Origin of the sequence: Microvirga soli (assembly GCF_016734765.1) — a bacterium.
Classification (GTDB): Bacteria; Pseudomonadota; Alphaproteobacteria; order Rhizobiales; family Beijerinckiaceae; genus Microvirga; species Microvirga soli.
Genome location: NZ_JAERQE010000075.1, coordinates 1 through 17,747, shown reverse-complemented (window position 1 = coordinate 17,747; position 17,747 = coordinate 1). Strand labels below are relative to the sequence as shown.

Here is a 17,747-nt window from a genome sequence, read left to right as displayed (position 1 = left end):
GTTGAACACGCCGGTCCGGGTCAGGCCGACTTGCGCGGCAATGGCCTCGTAAGTCAGGCCGCTCTCGCGCAGTCCAATCACCTGCCGCCGACGCTCTTCTTGCGCTGCTGCGGGCAGCTTGCGCATGTCCACGTGCTTCATCCCGCCGACCTGGGTCGACTGGCTGCGAATTTCAAGATCACCCAAGCCGGATCAATAATTTGGAAAGGGGCGACGAAACCAGCCTGAGTGGATTGCTCAATCGGCGCGGCCGAAGAACTGGTTCACGAGACGGATTTCACCTATCACACCGGGCTGCGGCAGAATGCAGTGGCCGCGGCGGATCATGCGCATGACCTCAAACCCTCTTAGAGTCGCGGAGGCTGTTCTCGTCGTCTGGAATCCACGGGTTGGGCGGATGATGCGCTTGAGCGCACCGTGATCCGCCTCGATGACGTTGTTCATGTATTTCGAGGTCCGGTGCTCGACACCTTTCGCCAGTAGCCCTTCGTTTTGTAAGCGTCGGATAGCCTTCGGGTACGAAGCCAGTTTGTCGGTCGTGATCGAGGATGGCGGATAGCCGCTCATCATGTTGAGGGCTTTACGCAGGAAGCGATAAGCGGCTCGGGCATTGCGGCGCTCCGAGAGCATGAAGTCGATCAGCTTTCCATGTTTGTCGACCACTGTGAACAGATACGTCCAGCGCCTCCGACCCGCACGTAGGTCTCATCCACACGCCACGAACCAGACTGGAAGCCCTGATATCGGCGAACCCGCTTCTCGAGTTCGGGGGCATAGCGCTGCACCCAGCGAAAGAGGGTGGATGGGTCGAGCTCGACACCACGCTCCTGCATCATCCCAGCCAGATCACGATAGCTGATGCCGTACTTCCAGTACCAGCGAACGCATAACAGGATGATCTCGGCTGGAAAGCGACGGCGCTTGAACAGAGACAAAGGAGCGGCTCCTCAGGTGGCCGCCATCCCATAAACTGCCAAGGTTAATGCAACGGAGCCTTTTAGGAAGCCCGGGGTGGGGCGGCCCGATCACCTTCCCCTTCACGAGGCAACTGCCAGCTCCGCACCAGGCCAGAGAACAGCCAGAGCATTGCTCCAACTGCGACTGCGGCCATCCCCCACCAGAGCGCGGTCGAGAGCGCTGCGGCGTCGACTACCGGCCAGGGATGTTGCGCAAGTTCGGCGCCGCGCTCCGTCATCCAGTGCCAAGCCGTGTGCGCCACCAGTGCTGACAGAATAATCGTGCCGATCCTTTCGGGGACCACGTACTTGAACAAGAAACCAAGCGCCGGAACCGCGACAGCCAGCACGACCAGCTGGCCGACCTCCACACCTACATTGAACGCCAGGAGTGAGGTGATCAGGTGCGAGCCGGCAAATTGTAGGCGTTCGCTCAGAAGGAACGAGAAGGCGAAACCATGCACGAGGCCAAATGCGAAGGCGACAAACCAGCGCCGCTCGGTGCTGGGGCCGACTATGTTCTCCAGTGCCATATATAGGATCGAGATCGCAACCAGCGTCTCTATCAGCGGCGTGAACCACAGGGCGTTCGGCGCCAAGCCATAGGCCGAAGCGATCAGCGTGATCGAATGAGCGATCGTAAAGGCGGTCACCACGACGGCGAGCGGGCGGAAGCGCCTGAATGGGATGACTAAGGCGAGCAGGAAGAGGAGATGGTCGATGCCCTCCAGGATGTGGAGGAAGCCGTCCTCGGCAAAAAGCAGGAACGCCTGCGGCCAGCTCGGATCGAGGTGGACGATGCCGACACCGGCGTGAACGTCGAACACGCGTTCCGGGCTTTCAGGCGACAGGAAGCGCATTATGATGTTGACCTGGAGCCCGAGACGGGTCAGTCCCGGCCGGATGGCGAAATCCGATCGGTCCGACTCGATCGCGTATTCATAGGCGACGTCCAGCAGACCCTGCTTCCAATAGATCTCCGTGTCCGTCGGCAATGGACCGCTTCGGATGTGGGCCAGCGCCTGGTCGTAGCTCGCAAAGGAGCGGTCAGAGGCCAGCGACACCCGCGAGCCGACAAGCTGGGGCTTTCCCAGCAATGTGCCATTCTCGTAGACCTCAACGAAATCACGGATCCAGACCTGGGCGGCGTGCTGCAGCGGCGCGTCGATCCGCGAGAGGTCCAGGAATCCGTTGGGCTTGAGCGGCACATCGACGTCGCGCAGCGACTCCATCGGCGCCCGCACCAGGAAGGTCAGTGTCTTGCCCTCCGGCTTTAGGAAAGCCAGGACCGTGACCTCGTTAGGAACTTCATGGGCTGACGTGCGCATGGGCCAGCCAATCAGCAGGGCGGCTGCGATGACGAATGCAAAGACGATCCGAAGGGGCGCCATGATTCTCGATGGTTCTCGACAGCAGAGGCCAGCTTGGCTACATTTCGTTATATTGACAAGAGCGGCGCCAAGCTGCCCGGCATGGGGGCCGGGAGGAAACAGAATGAGACAGCTCTTCTGGAGTCGCAGGGCGTTAGTCGGTGTAAGTTTCCTGGCGGTGATGGCGGCGCTCGGCACGGGCCAGCTCCTGCTGCAGAAGGCGATTGCGCAGGGCAAGGAGGCGCCGCGCTTTGAGGTCGATCCGTTCTGGCCAAAACCGATGCCCAACAACTGGGTGCTCGGCCAGACGATCGGCGTGGCGGTCGATTCGCGCGACCATATCTGGATCGTCCACCGTGGCTCGGACCCGGCCGCTCTGGACAATACGGAACTAGCCGTTCCCATTACCGGCAACCGCGCCGGTCAGCGTGTTGGGGAATGCTGCAATCCCTCGCCACCGGTCATGGAGTTCGACCAGGCAGGCAATCTCGTAAATTCCTGGGGCGGCCCTTCTCCAACGAGGGAATATGAGTGGCCTTCGTCCAATCACGGCATCGCGGTCGATGCAGAAGGCTTCGTCTATATTGGCGGAAATGGCGCCGGCGATGCGCATGTCCTGAAGTTCACCCGCGACGGCAAGTTCGTCGCTCAGTGGGGCCGGGCGGGTGCCCGCCAGGTTAAGCCCGCGGCTGCGGCCTCGGATCCAATAGCCGGGTATGCTGGCGTGGCGCCAGGGGGCAGTGTTCCCGCCGCGGGCACGGCGACTCCTGCAGCGGGTACCGCCGCTCCTTCTGCGGGGGCAACTCCTGCCGCGAGCGCTGCGGCTCCTCCCGCTGCCGCACCTGCCGCGGCAGCCGCGCCGACCTACCAGGCCAACAGCCATGATCAGGAGAGTTTTGGCCGGGTCGCAAAGATCGACCTCGTTGAGAGCGCCAACGAGGCCTACCTCTCGGATGGCTATCTGAACCACCGTGTGGCCGTGGTCGATATGGATACAGGCAAAATCAAGCGCTACTGGGGCGCCTACGGCAAGCCGCCGACTGACGAGGTCCTGCCGCCCTACAATCCAGCAGCTCCTGTGGCCCAGCAGTTCGCCAATCCCGTGCACTGCTCCAATGTCTCAAACGACGGCTTGGTCTATGTCTGCGACCGCGCGAATGATCGTATCCAGATCTTCCGCACCGATGGGGCCTTTGTCAAAGAGGTGTTCGTCGCCACGCAAACCCTGGCCGACGGCTCGGTTTGGGACATTGATTTCTCCCATGATCCCGAGCAGCGGTTCCTCTATGTCGCTGATGGCGTGAACGAGCATGTGCGCGTCTTCAATCGTCAAACCATGGAAGAGCTCTACAACTTCGGCTACGGCGGTCGTCAGCCGGGCATGTTCCTCGGTGTGCACTCTATTGCTGTAGACTCCAAAGGGAATATCTACACAACTGAGACTTACACGGGTAAGCGCCTGCAGAAGTTCGTCAACAAAGGTGTCAGCCCTGTCTCAACAGTGAATGCTGCTATGCCGTGGCCGGCGGCGCAGTAGATAGGCTCGAATTAGCTTCGGCGTCGGCTCCAAATCGGGGCCGGCGCTTACTCTTCGTCCGGTTCCGTTGCAAACCCTGACATAGGTCACACGCGAACGGGAACGATCCTCAGGTTAGGCGGCCGTTCTGAAGAGAGCTGCAATGAAGTCGCGCTGCGTGCTCATGTCATTCGCTGGTGCACGGACAACCTGTCCTTTGCGGATCATCGCCATGGCCTCGTAGCCCGCGACTGTCCGTGAGGCTGTCATGAGGCTCTTGAACCCCAGCTCGGGTCTGACTAACCGCTTGATGCGACGGTGATCCTGCTCGACAATGTTACTCAGAAATCTCACCTGCCGTAGTTTGGCGAAACGCCAGAGTTCTCCATCCCGTTTCATAGCCTTCGTCGCGATTGGATAGGCTGCATTCTTGTCGACCGTGATGGTCCGCGGATTAACGGTGTGAGGCTGCCCTAAAGCCTTCCGTAAGAAGCGCCGCGCCGCCACCGTATCCCGTTTGGGCGAGAGCAGGAAATCAACGGTCTGCCCGGAAGCATCGACGGCGCGGTAGAGATAAACCCATTCTCCCTTCACAAGAATGTATGTTTCGTCCACGCGCCAGGAGCCGTTCGTCATGCGGACATGCCGACGGATGCGTTTGTCCAGTTCCGGTGCGTAGGCCTGAATCCAGCGAAACAGGGTAGTGTGGTCGACGTGGACGCCCCGGTCGCAGAGCATGCGCTCGAGGTCGCGATAGCTGATCGGGGGCTGCAGGTACCAGCGCACCGCCCACAGAATGATCTCCGCCGTGAATTGCCGACCCTTGAACGGGTTCTCGTTACCTTGCATCACCGCCAGCCCCTCTCAGCCTCATCCTGTCGTAGCTCAGGCCGGGAAAGCTTCAAAGCTGCAACAGAACCCGACGGCTGAGCGGCAGCTCATGGCGAAGGAGTTTCAGGATTAAACTCTCGGCGAAGACCTGCCCAATGGACGTGACAGCATACGGAGGGCATACGGGAATGTCAGACACAGGATCATGGGCTCACGCTAAGCCATGCCGGATCCCGAATACAATCAGTCCAGCGCCTTTCAGACCCCAGGCTCGGGGGCGCAGTCCAGCACACCGGAGCGGTAGCGTCGGATCGTGCATGTGGATCTCGATGCCTTTTATGCCTCCGTGGAGCAGCGGGACAACCCGGAGCTGCGGGGCAAGCCGGTCGCGGTCGGCGGCTCGCGTAAGCGCGGCGTGGTGGTGGCGGCCAGCTACGAGGCCCGCCGCTTCGGAGTGCATTCGGCCATGCCGTCAGTCACGGCCCGCCGGAAGTGCCCGGATCTGATCTTTGTCAACCCGCGGTTTGATATCTACCGGGAGGTTTCGCGCCAGATCCGGGAGATCTTTTACGAGTACACGCCACTGGTGGAGCCTCTGTCGCTGGACGAGGCCTATCTCGATGTGACCAAGAACCTGAAGGATATTCCGTATGCCACCCAAGTGGCCCGGGAGATCAGAGCCAAGATCTGGGAGGAGACCTATCTGACAGCTTCGGCCGGGATCAGCTTCAACAAGTTCTTGGCTAAAATGGCGTCGGATCAGAATAAGCCGAATGGCCAGTTCGTGATTACGCCCGAGATGGGGCCAGCCTTTGTCGAGAGCCTGCCGGTCGGCAAGTTTCATGGCATCGGCCCGGCCACAGCCAGGAAGATGAACGAGCTCGGCATCTTCACCGGCCTGGATCTGAAGGCCCAGTGGCTCGACTTCCTGCATCAGCGCTCCGGCAAGGCCGGGACCCACTATTTCTGGCTTGTCCATGCCGTTGACTATCGCCCGATCCAGCCCGACCGCATCCGCAAGTCTATTGGCCCCGAAAACACGTTCGAAAAGGATCTGGAGAGCTTCGAGGAGATGAAGGGTGCGCTCCAGCCGATCATGGATAAGGTCTGGCGGCATTGCGAGCACACCGGCGTACGCGGGCGGACGGTGACGCTCAAGGTGAAGTTCCCCGATTTCCAACAGATCACCCGCAGCTGCACCTTGCCCGGCTATGTTGAAAGCCGGTGGGGGCTTGACCAAGCCAGTGTCGACCTCCTTCGACAGTTGTTTCCATTGGACAAGAGTGTGCGCCTTTTCGGCGTGTCCCTTTTGGCCTTGAACACGAACGAAGAGGCTGAAACTCCGCAGCTACCCCTCCAACTGTAGAGAGCTCCCAGGAGTTGTGCTGGGAACTCAGTGGCCAAGTTAAGCCATGGTTGGGATGGATTGGCCAGACCGCCGGAAGCCACAGACTTCTAAATCCCGGACCGATAGACGATGTCTCCGCCCACCATAGTCATCAACGCTTTGGTTTCGCGGATCGCCTGTGGTGGCACAGAGAGGATGTCCTGAGAAAGGATCGCCAGATCGGCGAGCTTGCCGTTCTCAATGGAGCCTCTCTCCTTCTCCACGCCCATGACGATGGCATTGTTGATCGTATAGAGCTGAAGAGCTTCGCGCGGTGTGATCGCCTGTTCTGGCCCAAGCTGATAGCCATTGAGCGTCCCGCGTGTTGTCATCCACCACATCGACAGGAATGGGTCCACAGGAACGACTGGACCATCTGTTCCACCACCAACATGCACACCGGCATCGAGCATGGCGCGGATCGGGATGGCGTAGCCTGCGCGCTTGTCGCCCCACCACCGTCGCTGGTTGTGCCCCAGGAGTACAGCGTGATCCTGTGCCGTTGCCATGATGCCGAGCTCGCTCATCTTCTTGAGCGCACTTTCGGTTGGGAGGAACACATGCATGATCGTCCACCGCAGGTCTTTGATCGGTGTCTCAGCGTTGACCCGCTCGTAAGCGCGCACAATGACGTCGATCGTCTCGTCACCCACGGCATGAGTCTGAACCTGTACTTTGGCCGCAGCGGCTAGCTTCAGTCCCTCGACGTACTCATCCTCACCTCCCGGGGGCAGGAGGAGGACCCCACGATAGTTCGGATCCGGCTGCTCGCCCGGCACAATCTGGTAGGGCTCGTACAGACGGGCACCTTCAACACCGCCGTCGAGTGGGTATTTGATACCGGCAAACCGAAGCATGTCGTCGGAGCGAAGTGAGGCTTGTGACAAGCCTTTCTGCACCTGGTCTTTGGTGAGCGCACGATAGAGAAGATCCGTGCGGATCGTCATCGCACCAGCGTCGCGCAATTGCGCATAGACCTGGATGGTGGGTTCATCAATGCCGGGCTCAATGACAGAGACGAGACCATAGCTGTTGAGCTCTCGCATGGTCTCTCTGAGCAGGCGGGCGCGCTCGGCGGGCGCGGGAGGTGGCGGGAGAGAACGGCGAGCGAAGTACGCGGCCGTCTCAAGAAGGACGCCGGTGGCCTCACCTGTGACGGGATCTCGGACGATCACCCCGCCCTTTGGGTCAGCGGTATCTTTCTTGATTCCGGCGAGTTCAAGGGCCTTGCTGTTGACGGTGACCACGTGCCCACCGCGGGGGATGAACACCGGGTTGTTGGGCGAGACCTCGTCGAGTTCATAACGCGTTGGGAGGCGTCCTTCCTTGAGCAGGCTCTCATGCCATCCGGATGAGGCGATCACCCACTGGCCAGGCGACGTCTGGGCAACGCGCTCGGCAATCAGCTTTTTCACGTCGTCAACCGAGCGAGCTTCCAATAGCTTTACGGCAGGCCGGTTCAGGGCTGCGGAGGCCATATGAAGATGCGTATCGATCAAGCCCGGTACAACAGTGCGCCCGTCGAGATCGATGATCTGGGTATTGGGACCAGCCTCCTTGAGCACGGTTGCATTATCACCCACTGCAACAAAGCGATCGCCGCGGATAGCAAGCGCCTCGGTGGTCGTAAAGTTCTTGTCGACCGTGATGATCTTACCATTGTGAAGGATCAGATCTGCCGGTTGTGCCCAGGCCGATCCGGCCAGCAGGGAGCCTGCAAGCAGAAAGCCAGCGGGCAAAAGGTGCCGCATAAGAGTGTTGATCATGGCGAACGTTCCCGGTCTTGCGATTGAAAATCTGCAAAGGCTCAGAGGGTACGCGTCTTGGCGTCCAGCAAAGCCACCGTAGCAGTTGGTCCAGTTACCACGAGCTGACCCTCGAGGAGGACAGGTTCGAAGATCGGGGGAACGCCTTCGGTAGGAGCGGAACGGATTGTAATCGTCGCGCCGGGATCATGGATCGTGCCGCAGAGCTGACAGGCGCCTGGCGAGGACTCGGACAGGGCGAATTCACGCCCATCGAGGCTTGGTGCCAGATAGCCCCGGACCCTGATCGTCTGGCCTGTCATGGATCGTGCGAGGTGGGAAGCCTGCCCGTCCGGCCCGACAAGGCAGGCCAGAGGCAACTCGTCCTTGGCATGGGCACTGGCGAGAGGGGTGAGAGTGATGAGACCGGCGATGCCGGCCAGAACGGAGCGGCGATCCAGTTGAGGCACAACTTCGTGGCAGCAGATCGTGGCGAAGCGAGACATGGTGAGACCTCCTGATCCGTTGCCTGCCCTTATGCTGTTCTCCAAGCGCCGCATTCCACCTGAAGCGGGCTTCAGCGTTGCTTACAGATGAGCATTTTGAATTGCCCCCACCCAGCTTCCTGTTTGTTGTCGGAACATTTCAAGCTTGAAGTAAAAAATTGTCAAGCAGTGCTTCGAACTCTGATCCGCTAACCGAGCGATTATCTGGCTCTGTTGTCTGGGGCGGGGTGTTCCTTCTAATAAAAATGAGTCCCGTCGCCGATTAGGATCTCGGCGAGCCTATCGATCTCTCTTACAACACGGTCGATCTGGCGGTATTCCGGACCACCCATCGGGATCTCTGCTAGAGATCGCGTGAGCAGATGGCGGGTTGGGCGTAGGGTCTCGAGGAGCCTGTCGGCGACCCTCTGACTTATGATGCGGCGGGACTTTGTCGAATGGCCATGTTGCATGGGAATCAGTCCTCCATGTTCCCGATTTGTTCTATCTGGGAGCGGACGAATGACAAGAAGGTTTCTGGGGTTTTCACCTGTTTTTGCCTCATGGCATTCTCGGGCCGCCAACGGCACTTTTCTGTTCGGATCTCGGGGAGGCCCTCTGATTTGCCCTATGTATTGGCACATGACGAAGCCCTCTGATTTCACAGAAGCACTGACCTCACCCTCGGTTGCCCGCAATCGCGATCCCATCCTGAGCGTGCTTCGCCGGGTGCTCCCGCCAACCGGGCAGGTTCTGGAGATTGCCAGTGGGACCGGGGAGCACGCCGTTCACTTCGCGGCAGCCCTCCCTCATCTGACTTGGCAGCCCACCGACCGTGATGAGCAAGCCCTCAGGAGCATCGCCGCTCACCGGGAGGCCTCAGGCCTGCCTAATCTGCTCGCGCCGCGTGTCCTCGATGCCGCTGCCGCAGAATGGCCCCTGGAGTGGGCTGATGCGATCGTTGCCATCAACATGGTCCACATCTCGCCCTGGCGGGTCACCCAAGGGTTGATGGCCGGGGCAGGGCTCATCCTCCCACCCGGAGGAGTTCTCTTTCTCTACGGAGCGTACAAGGAGAACGGCGCCCACACGGCTTCAAGTAACGAAGCTTTTGACCTGGATCTCAGGCGACGAAATCCGGAATGGGGGGTGCGGGATCTTGAGAGCGTGGTGGATTTGGCCAGAGAGCACGGACTGGACCACGTCGAACGCCTTCAGATGCCTTCCAACAATCTCAGCCTTGTCTTCCGCCGGTCGGGGTGATCGAGGAGGCTCCTATCAAGGAGACTACAAGACACAAACAGCTTAGCATCGCTAGACCTGGAGAATGGTCCCGATGCCCTTCACGCTCCGCCGCCTCATGCCCGCTGATGTCGAGCTTGTGCGCAAGCTAAACGCATTGTTCGGTGACGTATTCGCTGCCCCGCAGATCTACGGGGCAGCGCCGCCAAGTGGCGCCTACCTCAATGGCCTGCTCGCAAAGGAACACGTTGTGGCTCTCGTGGCGGTGGAGGGCGAGGAGGTTCTCGGCGGGCTCGTCGCCTACGAATTCGACAAGTTCGAGAGGGCACGCCGCGAGCTGTATATCTATGACCTCGCTGTGAGTTCAGAACATCGACGGAAGGGTGTCGCGACAGCTCTGATTGAGCACTTACGAGAGATTGCCGCCCGACGTGGCGTTTGGGTTATCTACGTTCAGGCTGACTATGGCGACGACCCAGCCATTGCACTTTACGAGAAGCTTGGGACCCGCGAGAAGGTGCTGCACTTCGATATCAGGGTCGAGCCGTTGCAGCCCCTGCCGAAATAGCCCTCCTCGGGACTGGATTTGAGTCAGGAAGCGTCCTCCACGATGATTGCCAGTTTGGAAGGAGATGTGTCACGCAGCACATCGAGGCCGATCATCCCGCTGTAGCCTTGTGATCGGTGGTATTGAGCACCGCGATGTCCTGGGCAGCAACTGGGACACACCAAGTGAAGGGGAATGCCATGATCTCGGGCAATTCATCAGCATCAGGTTCGGCCCCTCTGACAGCGTCAGAGTGGGCCGCCATTGTCAGCTCGCTTGCGTTCGTTACGTTCTGGCTCGGGATGTCATTTGCCTGACATCCGCTCCCTCACAGAGATTGGGCGGCACCGTCCCGCGAGCTCAAAGACATGCATGACCTTCGTTGCGCTTTCATTCATCCAGTGGGTGGTGGCCTGCGACAGCGACAGGCGACAGATGTATCATCTTGCATGCCGGCGAGCGAAAAGGCCGCCGAATGAGGCGACCCTTCCATCTCTGATCTGGGAGGATGATCAAGCCGCCTGAGCTGCCGGAGCTGAGCTCGCCTCATCCATGGCCCGCATGTAGACGTCGAGCAGCGTCTCGTGCTCGTCACGCTCCTCCTGGTCTTGCTTGCGCAGCTTGAGGATCTCCTTCAGCACCTTCACGTCAAAGCCCTCGCCTTTGGCCTCTGAGAAGATCTCCTTCTTGGCCTCGGTCAGTTCCTTGAGCTCGGTCTCGATCTGTTCAATTCGCTCGATGAACGAGCGGATTCTATCTCCCGCAATACCAACGACGTCGCTCATGGTGTCTCCTTTGCTGGATATGGGCGGGCACTATCGGACTGGTGGGTAAGCGCTGGGTTAATGAGACGGGCATAAGTCACAGCTTCGGTCAGCATCGCGCCAGAGGGCTCTGTCGCGAATTTTGGCTGAGGACAGAAAGAGGGCCATTTCGTCCGAAGTCTTGAGACGAACGGCGCAGCTATAAGCCGCCATCCGGTTCTTACGCAGCAGGGCCGCGCATGGCTCGCTGTACAGCATCTCATTTGAGATGCTGGGCAAGGTGTTTGTTCATCTCGAACATGCTGACCTTGTTCTTGCCGCCGAACACCGCCTGAAGCTTTTCGTCCGCCATGATCTCGCGCTTGTTCTGCTGGTTCTGAAGCTTATGCTTCTTGATGTATTCCCAGACCTTGCTCACTACCTCCGGACGCGGCAAGGGAGCCGTGCCGACGATGGCCGACAGTTCCGGCGAAGGTTGGAGTGGTTTGAGGAAGGCAGATGTCTGCTCATGAGGCACATCCTTGGCTGCTTTCGCCTGTCCTTGCGCTTCCTCAGGTTTTGAAGTCGGCATGTGATACTCCACTGTGCGCGGCACCAGTGATGGTCTTGCATAGCAGGCCGCTGCATTCGGTTGTTGCAGCGCCGCTTGCATCAGGCAATCCAGGCCAAGATCGTGCCGGTTCTCCATCTGCAACATCGCGGCAAGCTGGGTGCGGGCCCGGTGTACCCGGCTCTTGATCGTGCCCACCGCGACACCGCAGAGCGCCGCCACCTCCTCGTAGGTCTTGCCTTTCTCAGCAACCAAGAGCAGCGCTTCGCGCTGGTCTGGCGGCAGGCGCACGAGCGCCTGTTGAAGGTCTTGCAGCATCAGCCTGGACTCCTGCTCGGGTTGCACCATCAGGGTTCTCGCATAACCATCCTCCGGGTCTTCAATCTCCCACCGGCGCTGGCGGTACTCCGAGTAGAAGCTGTTGCGCAGGATCGTGAACAGCCACGCCTCTAAGTTGCTGCCGGACTGGAAGCGATCCAGGTTTGCCCACGCCCGCAGCACGGTACTCTGCACAAGGTCATCGCTCCTGACAGGATCGTGGGTCAGAGACAGCGCAAAGTTCCGCAGATGCGGCAGAAAGGCGGGAAGCTGGTCCCGCACCTGTTGCGAGCAACGGCTTACGCGGACTTCCTCAACAAGGGCGAGGTGTTGCGTGTGCGAGAGTGGATGGATGTGACGGAGCCGCGCCCGCTTATGTCGTGCAGAGCGGCTGCGACCTATCTCTTTGCGAATGGGATAGCTGTGTCGGCGAGCGGCTTGGGTCATCGCCTTGCTCCACCTCAGTAACAGCTTCACCATACACCCCCGGTTGCCACTCAGCCAGCTCATTCAACCATGGAACTGGAGACGGCTGACGGCTTGACCCCTTGCTTGGGCAAGCGCACCATTGGGTTTACATGCCTCACCCTGAGGAAGATGCCATGGCTTCCCAAGACGACGATGTTGCTCTGATCCGCCGCTGGTTTCAGAAGCTCCAGGTCTGCATTCAGACGGTGGATTTCGTCGGCTCGCGCCCTCTCTTCGCCGACGACCTGATCACCTTCGGCACCCTCGCGGCGTTCACGGTCGGGCGCGAGACCACTGAGAAGGAGCAGTGGCGCAAGGTTTGGGGCCAGATCGACCAGTTCCGCTGGAACCTTGGCGATCTGCGCACCATCGTGTCGGGCGACCGGCTTACGGCAGTCGGCATGGCGGTGTTCGAGTCCACCGGCTACACCGAGGACGGCAAGCCGTTTGACCGCCCTGGACGAGCCACGGTGGTGCTGGGGCGGCAGGCTGTCGGCGAGGAGTGGGTGGCGCAGCACACCCACGTATCTCTGTTCCCTGGCACCCCCTCACGCTCATTCGGCACTAAGCGGGAGCATCTGCCTGCACTGTAGCGTCAACCCCACAGCCGGTCGTAGGAGATTGGCGCTCCGGAGCAGAGGTGGCTCAGGTATGATGTCCGGCACAGGGAGGTCACTCATGACCGAGCGAACGTACAATGTCCTGTTCCTCTGCACCGGGAACTCAGCCCGGTCGATCCTGGCTGAAGGCATCCTGCGCACGGACGGTGCGGGACGCTTCATGGCCTACTCGGCAGGCAGTCAGCCGAACGGCACGGTCAACCCGCTGGCCCTGAAGGTGCTGGGCGACCATGGCTATCCAACAGATGGCTATTGCTCGAAAAGCTGGGACGAGTTCGCGGTTCCTGAAGCACCTGTGATGGATTTTGTCCTCACCGTCTGTGACAGCGCAGCCGGTGAGGTGTGTCCAGTGTGGCCGGGGCATCCCTCAATCGCGCATTGGGGCATTGAGGACCCCGCCGCCGTCGAAGGTTCTGACGCCCATAAGGAGGAAGCGTTCGTTCGCGCTTTCGAGTTCCTGAAGAACCGGATCAGTACGTTTATCCACCTGCCACTGGCGGCACTTGATCGCTTCACGATAGGCACTCGGCTTCAGTCCATCTGTCATCTGGAGGGAGCAAGCACGGTCCCAGCGAGTGGGGCGGCCCCGCATCGCACGTAAGCAGAGGCTCAGATCGGAGGCTCCGCTCCGACGAGCAAAGTTGGAGTGACCGGGTGAGCTTTCTGGTTTCAAGCCAGGATGGGTTCGGGCGTGAATGGCGAGCGCTCCACCAGCAACACCCTGGCCATCGCTCCAACCGACCGCAACTCATCGAGAACGCGCTTCAGCGGTTCCGAAGCTGCTGCTTGCCGAGCTTCCTCCAAGGTGTGGAACTCCAGCATCGTGAAGGTGTCGGGTCTGGCCCCATCAGCCACGCGGTAGGCAACAAAGGAGACAGCCCCAGGAAGCTGTAGAAGCTGGTCCATCCAATTCCGGACGTGCCGGTTGTAGTTGTTCCAGTTCTGGGTGTCGGATGGGCGGTCATACTGGAGCACGACATAAGCCATAGGGCACCTCCGGGGAGTATGCACTACGACAGTGCGGGCAACTGATCATTCATCGTACGGGTCGCTCCACCAGATCAGCGGCATCATTGCATCTGGGAATTTCCGTTCACATTAAGGTCTACTACCCGGACTTGATCGCGAGCACGTAGATCAGAACAACAGCCGCGATCAGGAGCAGCGCAATCCAAGTTTGGGAGAGCATCACATGAAGCCCAGGACCACAGCCCCGCAAAACAAGAATGCCAAACCAGTCATAACGAGCGCTTCGTTCTCAAAAGAAACATAAGATTTGATTCTTTCGAACATCATGGCCTCCTACTCTCGTGGAAGTATACGCTGTTCGCAGCGGTAAAGATATGTCGTTTGCCAGCCTGAACATACCTGAAGCCAACGCCGCTTTAGCGCTGAGGAAACAGCAAGAGCCTCGCCAGGACTAAGATCGTTCGAGGTTTGATGGTCATCAAAATGCCTGCTCTCCGTTGTTCAATATCGGCATGAGCAAGGCTCCCAGGCGACCGAGCCAGCGTGACGACCTCAAACGGTGGGACAATGAGGGTGGTGCGCCGCGCGCTGGACACCCTTCCCACGAGCTACATCACGCGCCCAAGCACGAGGCCCATCCGGCTCTGTACTACTTCAACATCAGGACCCCGAGCGGCCTCATCGAAGACCCGGAAGGAGATAAGTACCCCAGCCTCCAGATTGCCCGAACGGACGCGCTCGCCAAGGCCAGCGCCATGATCGCAGAAGGTGATCAGAAGGGTGAGGATCGACATGACTGGAGTTTTGAGATCATGGACAGAGCCCATCAGCATGTCCTGACGGTCAGGTTCTCAGAAAGCTCCAAATCGAAGGTGGCCGGTCACGACGGGAAACGCTGACTGAGAGCGCCGCTAAAGCGGAGGAAGGCGAGCCAATCATGAGCAAGACGCCACTTAGTCCCATCCAACGGGTTGTGAGCTCGGTTTGGAAAGCCGTCCGGATACTGGAAGCCCGTCCCGCCCCGCCACCAAGGGTCAAGCTTGACGGGCGGCGAGGTTATGGTGATGACGATGTCCCAGCACCGGAAAGGCCCCCTGACGGTGATTGACCCGAGGCCCATGCACGAATGGGGAGGGACGGTGAATGCCTAAGATCCCCACGAATGCAGTGCTCAGCTGTGTCACCGACATCGGGACAGGGCGCATCTGGTGGGAGTGGCATGAGGTTCACTGGATTATCGCTGTAAAGCCTGCACCTGCGCAGAAGCAGCACAATGCTGGCCGCCACGGGTAGCCGATGCAACCCTCTTGAACGGACAGGACAGCAAGCCTCTGTGGAACTTGCCCGCTCTGAGTTGGGTTGATTCTGTGGTTCATTCTGCGCAGGAGGGCTTGTCATGACCCAAGCAGCAGAAACAGCAAATCAAATACCCGAACCAGCCCCACCGACCCATCCGCTGATCGAAAGCAACCGGATCGAGGGAACCCCGGTCTACAGCCCGCAAGGCAAGCACGTTGGCACGATCCACCACCTGATCATCGAGAAGGTGAGCGGGCGCGTGGTGTACGCCGTGATGAGCTTTGGCGGCTTCCTGGGGATCGGCAGCCACGAGCATACGATCCCGTGGGAGAAGCTCAAGTACGACACCCAGCTTGGCGGCTTCCGCACCGACATCACGCCCGAGGAACTCACCGAGGCTCCCGTGGTCTCCGGGGATGAGAGGGACTGGCGCGACCGCAGGCGCGAGCAGGACCTGCATGACCACTGGAAGGTGCCGCCCTACTGGGGCTGGTAAGCAGCAGACCGAGCCGCGCCAGAGCAGCTTACTCTGCTCACACATGCTGCCGTGGCCACGGGTGGGCGGTCGCAACGGCTATAGGACGACGGTAAGCCATGGCACGGGTGTCCAACATGGCGACGCATCGCGCCAACCGTCTCCTGGCGGCGCTGGAACCCGAGGACTTTGCCTATCTCGAACCGCACCTGGAGATTGTGGACCTGCACAAAAGGCAGGTGCTCTACGAGGCAGGTGAGATCATCCGCTATACCTACTTCCCGCATGATGCCGTGGTGTCGCTGGTCAACGTGCTGGAGGATGGCAGCTCGGTTGAGGTGGCGGTGTTCGGGCGCGAAGGGGTGTTCGGTCTGATCAGTGCCCTGTTCACCCGCGAGTCCTTCGGACGCTACATCGTGCAGATTCCCGGCACGGCCTCGCAGGTCGAGATTGAGTGGTTGCGTGAGACGGTCAATGCCTGCCCGCGCATGCGCCTGCTGCTGCACCGGTTCACCGAGGTGCTGCTGGCACAGACCTTCCAGATCGTTACCTGCAACGCGGTTCACAGCGTAGAAGCCCGGTGCTGCCGCTGGCTCCTGAGTACCCATGACCGGGTTGAGCAGGATGTGCTGCCGCTCACGCACGAGGTCCTAGCCGAGATGATTGGCACGCAGCGCCCGACCGTCAGCATCGTGCTGGGAACGCTCCAGACGGCTGGTCTGATCAGCCAGCGCCGAGGCGGCATTGTCATCACGGACCGGGCTGGTCTCGAAGACGTGGCCTGCGAGTGCTATGGTAAAATCCGCCGCAGCTATGAGCGCCTGCTGCCCCATACCTACTTTGCCTGAGAAGATGATGGCGTGCCTGCGGCACGAATAATGCGGTCACATGACAGAATGCGAATAACATAAGTCAATAAAATTTGGCAGTTCTGTAAGATTGCGAACAGACAAATCATATCTTTCTCCGCATCGTCACCAGCGCTGTACGTCAAGATACAGGCAAGATGCAGGGAGGAAAGTTATGGCCGACAACAAACATCATTCTGCACGATCTGCCCAGCCGGCGGCTGCACCGAGGATGTATTCTCCTGATCTTCAGCCTTTGCTCCAGTCGCTTTTGAGAACTTTGGCTGACATCGACTTTGAGTATGAGCGCGAGCGCGACAACATCAGTTCTCGTGCGATGGACATGAACCTCAAGATACGTATGCTGGAAAAGCTCAGGCAGCATCATCGGGAGCGACGCGGGCCATACCTTCAGCAACTCGCCATCCTGCACGAGCGCATCCACCAATTCTCGCGGTAGGTGCTCCATCCGGCGCGAAGCTGTGCATCATGACGGACGAGGAGACTGAGGTGACGTTGGTGCGCAAATCGGTTTGGGGTGTCGTGTAGGGCTGGCCGTCAGGTATAGAGGCGGCTCTCTGAAGCTGAGAGCCGCATGCCCTACAAGGTCAATGAAAAGCACCGCCACAGGATTCCAAAGGCTCGCTACCGCGTGCAGAACTGGCAGGACTACGCCGGCGGGGCGATCTGACAATGTGGGTAACACCTGCGGCGATGGCCTCGTGGAAGCCACCCTACAGCGGCCGCCGTGGCCGACCGCAGCAATCCTGCGCGATTGCGATCGAGACGGGCTTGATGCTGCAGCTGGCGTTTGGCCGGCCGTGGCGCCAGACCGAAGGCATGCTGGCCTCGATCCTGCGTCTACTCGGCTTGGATCTGACGGTGCCCGATCACACCACCTTCTCGCGCCGCAGAGCGAACCTGACTGTCGCTAAGGCATTGAGCACCGCATGTGAACCGGCGAACGTGGTGATCGACGCCACCGGCCCAAAGGTGTTCGGCGCCAGCGAATGGCAGTGTGAGAAGCACGGCGGCTAAGGCTATCGGACGTGGCGCAAGCTCCACCTGGCCAGTGATCCTGATACCGGCGAGATCCTCGCCTCAGAGCTGATGACCACCGAATACGGTACTGTCAACTTGACGCATGATGGGCGCAACTGCCGCACGAGCAGCCCTCAAGCCAGTCCAAATCAGCCGTCGAGGGAAGCACCAGTCGCATCGCGCCAGGAACTTAAAGCGCGATCGCGGGCCACACGGTACTCGCTGGCGGAAAGACGATGATTGGTCTTGCTTCGGAACAATGGAGAGCACTTCTTATGATCCAGGAGGTGCTCCATGCCCCAGACACGCTTTACGA

17 protein-coding genes and 3 pseudogenes are annotated in these 17,747 nt (G+C 59.9%); 11 read left to right on the top strand and 9 right to left on the bottom strand.

Annotated elements, in window-relative coordinates; translation table 11 throughout:
• From JKL45_RS27470 to JKL45_RS27460, 3 genes and pseudogenes are all read right to left on the bottom strand, one after another.
• Positions 1-186 (bottom strand): annotated as a pseudogene (locus tag JKL45_RS27470) (hypothetical protein); the annotation flags it as partial.
• 51 nt (positions 187-237) lie between these two features.
• Positions 238-935 (bottom strand): annotated as a pseudogene (locus tag JKL45_RS27465) (IS6 family transposase).
• A 62-nt stretch (positions 936-997) separates the two neighbouring features.
• On the bottom strand, positions 998-2,347 hold the full coding sequence (locus JKL45_RS27460) for a HupE/UreJ family protein (protein ID WP_201864975.1): 1,350 nt from the start codon (positions 2,345-2,347) through the stop codon (positions 998-1,000).
• A 103-nt stretch (positions 2,348-2,450) separates the two neighbouring features.
• On the opposite strand from JKL45_RS27460, the gene JKL45_RS27455 reads away from it, so the two are divergent.
• The gene (locus tag JKL45_RS27455) at positions 2,451-3,863 is read left to right on the top strand and encodes an NHL repeat-containing protein (RefSeq protein ID WP_201864974.1); all 1,413 of its coding nucleotides are present in this window, start codon (positions 2,451-2,453) and stop codon (positions 3,861-3,863) included.
• Between the two features lie 114 nt (positions 3,864-3,977).
• On the opposite strand, the gene JKL45_RS27450 is transcribed toward JKL45_RS27455, so the two are convergent.
• A complete protein-coding gene (locus tag JKL45_RS27450; RefSeq protein ID WP_210345903.1) occupies positions 3,978-4,691 on the bottom strand; it encodes an IS6 family transposase in 714 nt (237 codons plus the stop codon).
• Between the two features lie 295 nt (positions 4,692-4,986).
• Between JKL45_RS27450 and dinB the strand changes: the two genes are divergently transcribed.
• Positions 4,987-6,039 carry a DNA polymerase IV gene (gene dinB / locus JKL45_RS27445; protein ID WP_312897045.1) on the top strand — a complete coding sequence of 351 codons (1,053 nt, stop codon included), beginning with the start codon at positions 4,987-4,989 and terminating at the stop codon, positions 6,037-6,039.
• An 89-nt stretch (positions 6,040-6,128) separates the two neighbouring features.
• Here the strand turns inward: dinB and JKL45_RS27440 are convergent, their stop codons facing one another.
• Together JKL45_RS27440 and JKL45_RS27435 are read right to left on the bottom strand one after the other, a co-directional pair.
• Positions 6,129-7,826: an amidohydrolase gene (locus JKL45_RS27440; RefSeq protein WP_201864972.1), complete on the bottom strand. Its 1,698-nt coding sequence runs from the start codon at positions 7,824-7,826 to the stop codon at positions 6,129-6,131.
• A 41-nt stretch (positions 7,827-7,867) separates the two neighbouring features.
• Positions 7,868-8,311 (bottom strand): hypothetical protein, encoded by a 444-nt coding sequence (locus JKL45_RS27435; protein WP_201864971.1) that lies wholly within the window; start codon positions 8,309-8,311, stop codon positions 7,868-7,870.
• 621 nt (positions 8,312-8,932) lie between these two features.
• Between JKL45_RS27435 and JKL45_RS27430 the strand changes: the two genes are divergently transcribed.
• Both JKL45_RS27430 and JKL45_RS27425 read left to right on the top strand, forming a co-directional pair.
• The gene (locus JKL45_RS27430) at positions 8,933-9,553 is read left to right on the top strand and encodes a DUF938 domain-containing protein (RefSeq protein WP_201864970.1); all 621 of its coding nucleotides are present in this window, start codon (positions 8,933-8,935) and stop codon (positions 9,551-9,553) included.
• Positions 9,554-9,626: 73 nt separating this feature from the next.
• The gene (locus tag JKL45_RS27425) at positions 9,627-10,100 is read left to right on the top strand and encodes an AAC(3)-I family aminoglycoside N-acetyltransferase (protein ID WP_201864969.1); all 474 of its coding nucleotides are present in this window, start codon (positions 9,627-9,629) and stop codon (positions 10,098-10,100) included.
• Between the two features lie 491 nt (positions 10,101-10,591).
• On the opposite strand, the gene JKL45_RS27420 is transcribed toward JKL45_RS27425, so the two are convergent.
• Together JKL45_RS27420 and JKL45_RS27415 are read right to left on the bottom strand one after the other, a co-directional pair.
• A complete protein-coding gene (locus JKL45_RS27420; RefSeq protein ID WP_201864968.1) occupies positions 10,592-10,864 on the bottom strand; it encodes a DUF2312 domain-containing protein in 273 nt (90 codons plus the stop codon).
• A gap of 238 nt (positions 10,865-11,102) precedes the next feature.
• Positions 11,103-12,158, bottom strand: coding sequence for a sigma-70 family RNA polymerase sigma factor (locus JKL45_RS27415; RefSeq protein WP_201864967.1), 1,056 nt, complete (start codon positions 12,156-12,158; stop codon positions 11,103-11,105).
• Positions 12,159-12,313: 155 nt separating this feature from the next.
• On the opposite strand from JKL45_RS27415, the gene JKL45_RS27410 reads away from it, so the two are divergent.
• Positions 12,314-12,772, top strand: coding sequence for a YybH family protein (locus JKL45_RS27410; protein ID WP_201864966.1), 459 nt, complete (start codon positions 12,314-12,316; stop codon positions 12,770-12,772).
• Between the two features lie 85 nt (positions 12,773-12,857).
• The gene (locus JKL45_RS27405; RefSeq protein WP_201864965.1) at positions 12,858-13,400 is read left to right on the top strand and encodes an arsenate reductase ArsC; all 543 of its coding nucleotides are present in this window, start codon (positions 12,858-12,860) and stop codon (positions 13,398-13,400) included.
• Positions 13,401-13,468: 68 nt separating this feature from the next.
• Here the strand turns inward: JKL45_RS27405 and JKL45_RS27400 are convergent, their stop codons facing one another.
• A complete protein-coding gene (locus JKL45_RS27400) occupies positions 13,469-13,786 on the bottom strand; it encodes a DUF1330 domain-containing protein (RefSeq protein ID WP_201864964.1) in 318 nt (105 codons plus the stop codon).
• 494 nt (positions 13,787-14,280) lie between these two features.
• Between JKL45_RS27400 and JKL45_RS27395 the strand changes: the two genes are divergently transcribed.
• The 5 genes and pseudogenes from JKL45_RS27395 to JKL45_RS27375 all read left to right on the top strand — a co-directional run.
• Positions 14,281-14,667 (top strand): DUF6894 family protein, encoded by a 387-nt coding sequence (locus JKL45_RS27395; RefSeq protein WP_246499037.1) that lies wholly within the window; start codon positions 14,281-14,283, stop codon positions 14,665-14,667.
• 497 nt (positions 14,668-15,164) lie between these two features.
• Positions 15,165-15,563 (top strand): PRC-barrel domain-containing protein, encoded by a 399-nt coding sequence (locus JKL45_RS27390; protein ID WP_201864963.1) that lies wholly within the window; start codon positions 15,165-15,167, stop codon positions 15,561-15,563.
• Positions 15,564-15,661: 98 nt separating this feature from the next.
• Positions 15,662-16,390, top strand: a complete 729-nt coding sequence (locus tag JKL45_RS27385; protein ID WP_201864962.1) for a Crp/Fnr family transcriptional regulator — start codon at positions 15,662-15,664, stop codon at positions 16,388-16,390.
• A gap of 175 nt (positions 16,391-16,565) precedes the next feature.
• Entirely contained in the window at positions 16,566-16,850 is a 285-nt protein-coding gene (locus tag JKL45_RS27380; RefSeq protein WP_201864961.1) for a hypothetical protein, read from the top strand.
• 135 nt (positions 16,851-16,985) lie between these two features.
• Positions 16,986-17,530: pseudogene (locus JKL45_RS27375) on the top strand (transposase); the annotation flags it as partial.
• Between the last annotated feature and the right edge of the window lie 217 nt (positions 17,531-17,747).

Coding starts and splice junctions, on each gene's coding strand:
- JKL45_RS27460 (WP_201864975.1), bottom strand. CDS start 2,347: ATGGCGCCCCTTCGGATCGTCTTTGCATTCGTCATCGCAGCCGCCCTG.
- JKL45_RS27455 (WP_201864974.1), top strand. CDS start 2,451: ATGAGACAGCTCTTCTGGAGTCGCAGGGCGTTAGTCGGTGTAAGTTTC.
- JKL45_RS27450 (WP_210345903.1), bottom strand. CDS start 4,691: ATGCAAGGTAACGAGAACCCGTTCAAGGGTCGGCAATTCACGGCGGAG.
- JKL45_RS27440 (WP_201864972.1), bottom strand. CDS start 7,826: ATGATCAACACTCTTATGCGGCACCTTTTGCCCGCTGGCTTTCTGCTT.
- JKL45_RS27435 (WP_201864971.1), bottom strand. CDS start 8,311: ATGTCTCGCTTCGCCACGATCTGCTGCCACGAAGTTGTGCCTCAACTG.
- JKL45_RS27430 (WP_201864970.1), top strand. CDS start 8,933: ATGACGAAGCCCTCTGATTTCACAGAAGCACTGACCTCACCCTCGGTT.
- JKL45_RS27425 (WP_201864969.1), top strand. CDS start 9,627: ATGCCCTTCACGCTCCGCCGCCTCATGCCCGCTGATGTCGAGCTTGTG.
- JKL45_RS27420 (WP_201864968.1), bottom strand. CDS start 10,864: ATGAGCGACGTCGTTGGTATTGCGGGAGATAGAATCCGCTCGTTCATC.
- JKL45_RS27415 (WP_201864967.1), bottom strand. CDS start 12,158: ATGACCCAAGCCGCTCGCCGACACAGCTATCCCATTCGCAAAGAGATA.
- JKL45_RS27410 (WP_201864966.1), top strand. CDS start 12,314: ATGGCTTCCCAAGACGACGATGTTGCTCTGATCCGCCGCTGGTTTCAG.
- JKL45_RS27405 (WP_201864965.1), top strand. CDS start 12,858: ATGACCGAGCGAACGTACAATGTCCTGTTCCTCTGCACCGGGAACTCA.
- JKL45_RS27400 (WP_201864964.1), bottom strand. CDS start 13,786: ATGGCTTATGTCGTGCTCCAGTATGACCGCCCATCCGACACCCAGAAC.
- JKL45_RS27395 (WP_246499037.1), top strand. CDS start 14,281: ATGAGCAAGGCTCCCAGGCGACCGAGCCAGCGTGACGACCTCAAACGG.
- JKL45_RS27390 (WP_201864963.1), top strand. CDS start 15,165: ATGACCCAAGCAGCAGAAACAGCAAATCAAATACCCGAACCAGCCCCA.
- JKL45_RS27385 (WP_201864962.1), top strand. CDS start 15,662: ATGGCACGGGTGTCCAACATGGCGACGCATCGCGCCAACCGTCTCCTG.
- JKL45_RS27380 (WP_201864961.1), top strand. CDS start 16,566: ATGGCCGACAACAAACATCATTCTGCACGATCTGCCCAGCCGGCGGCT.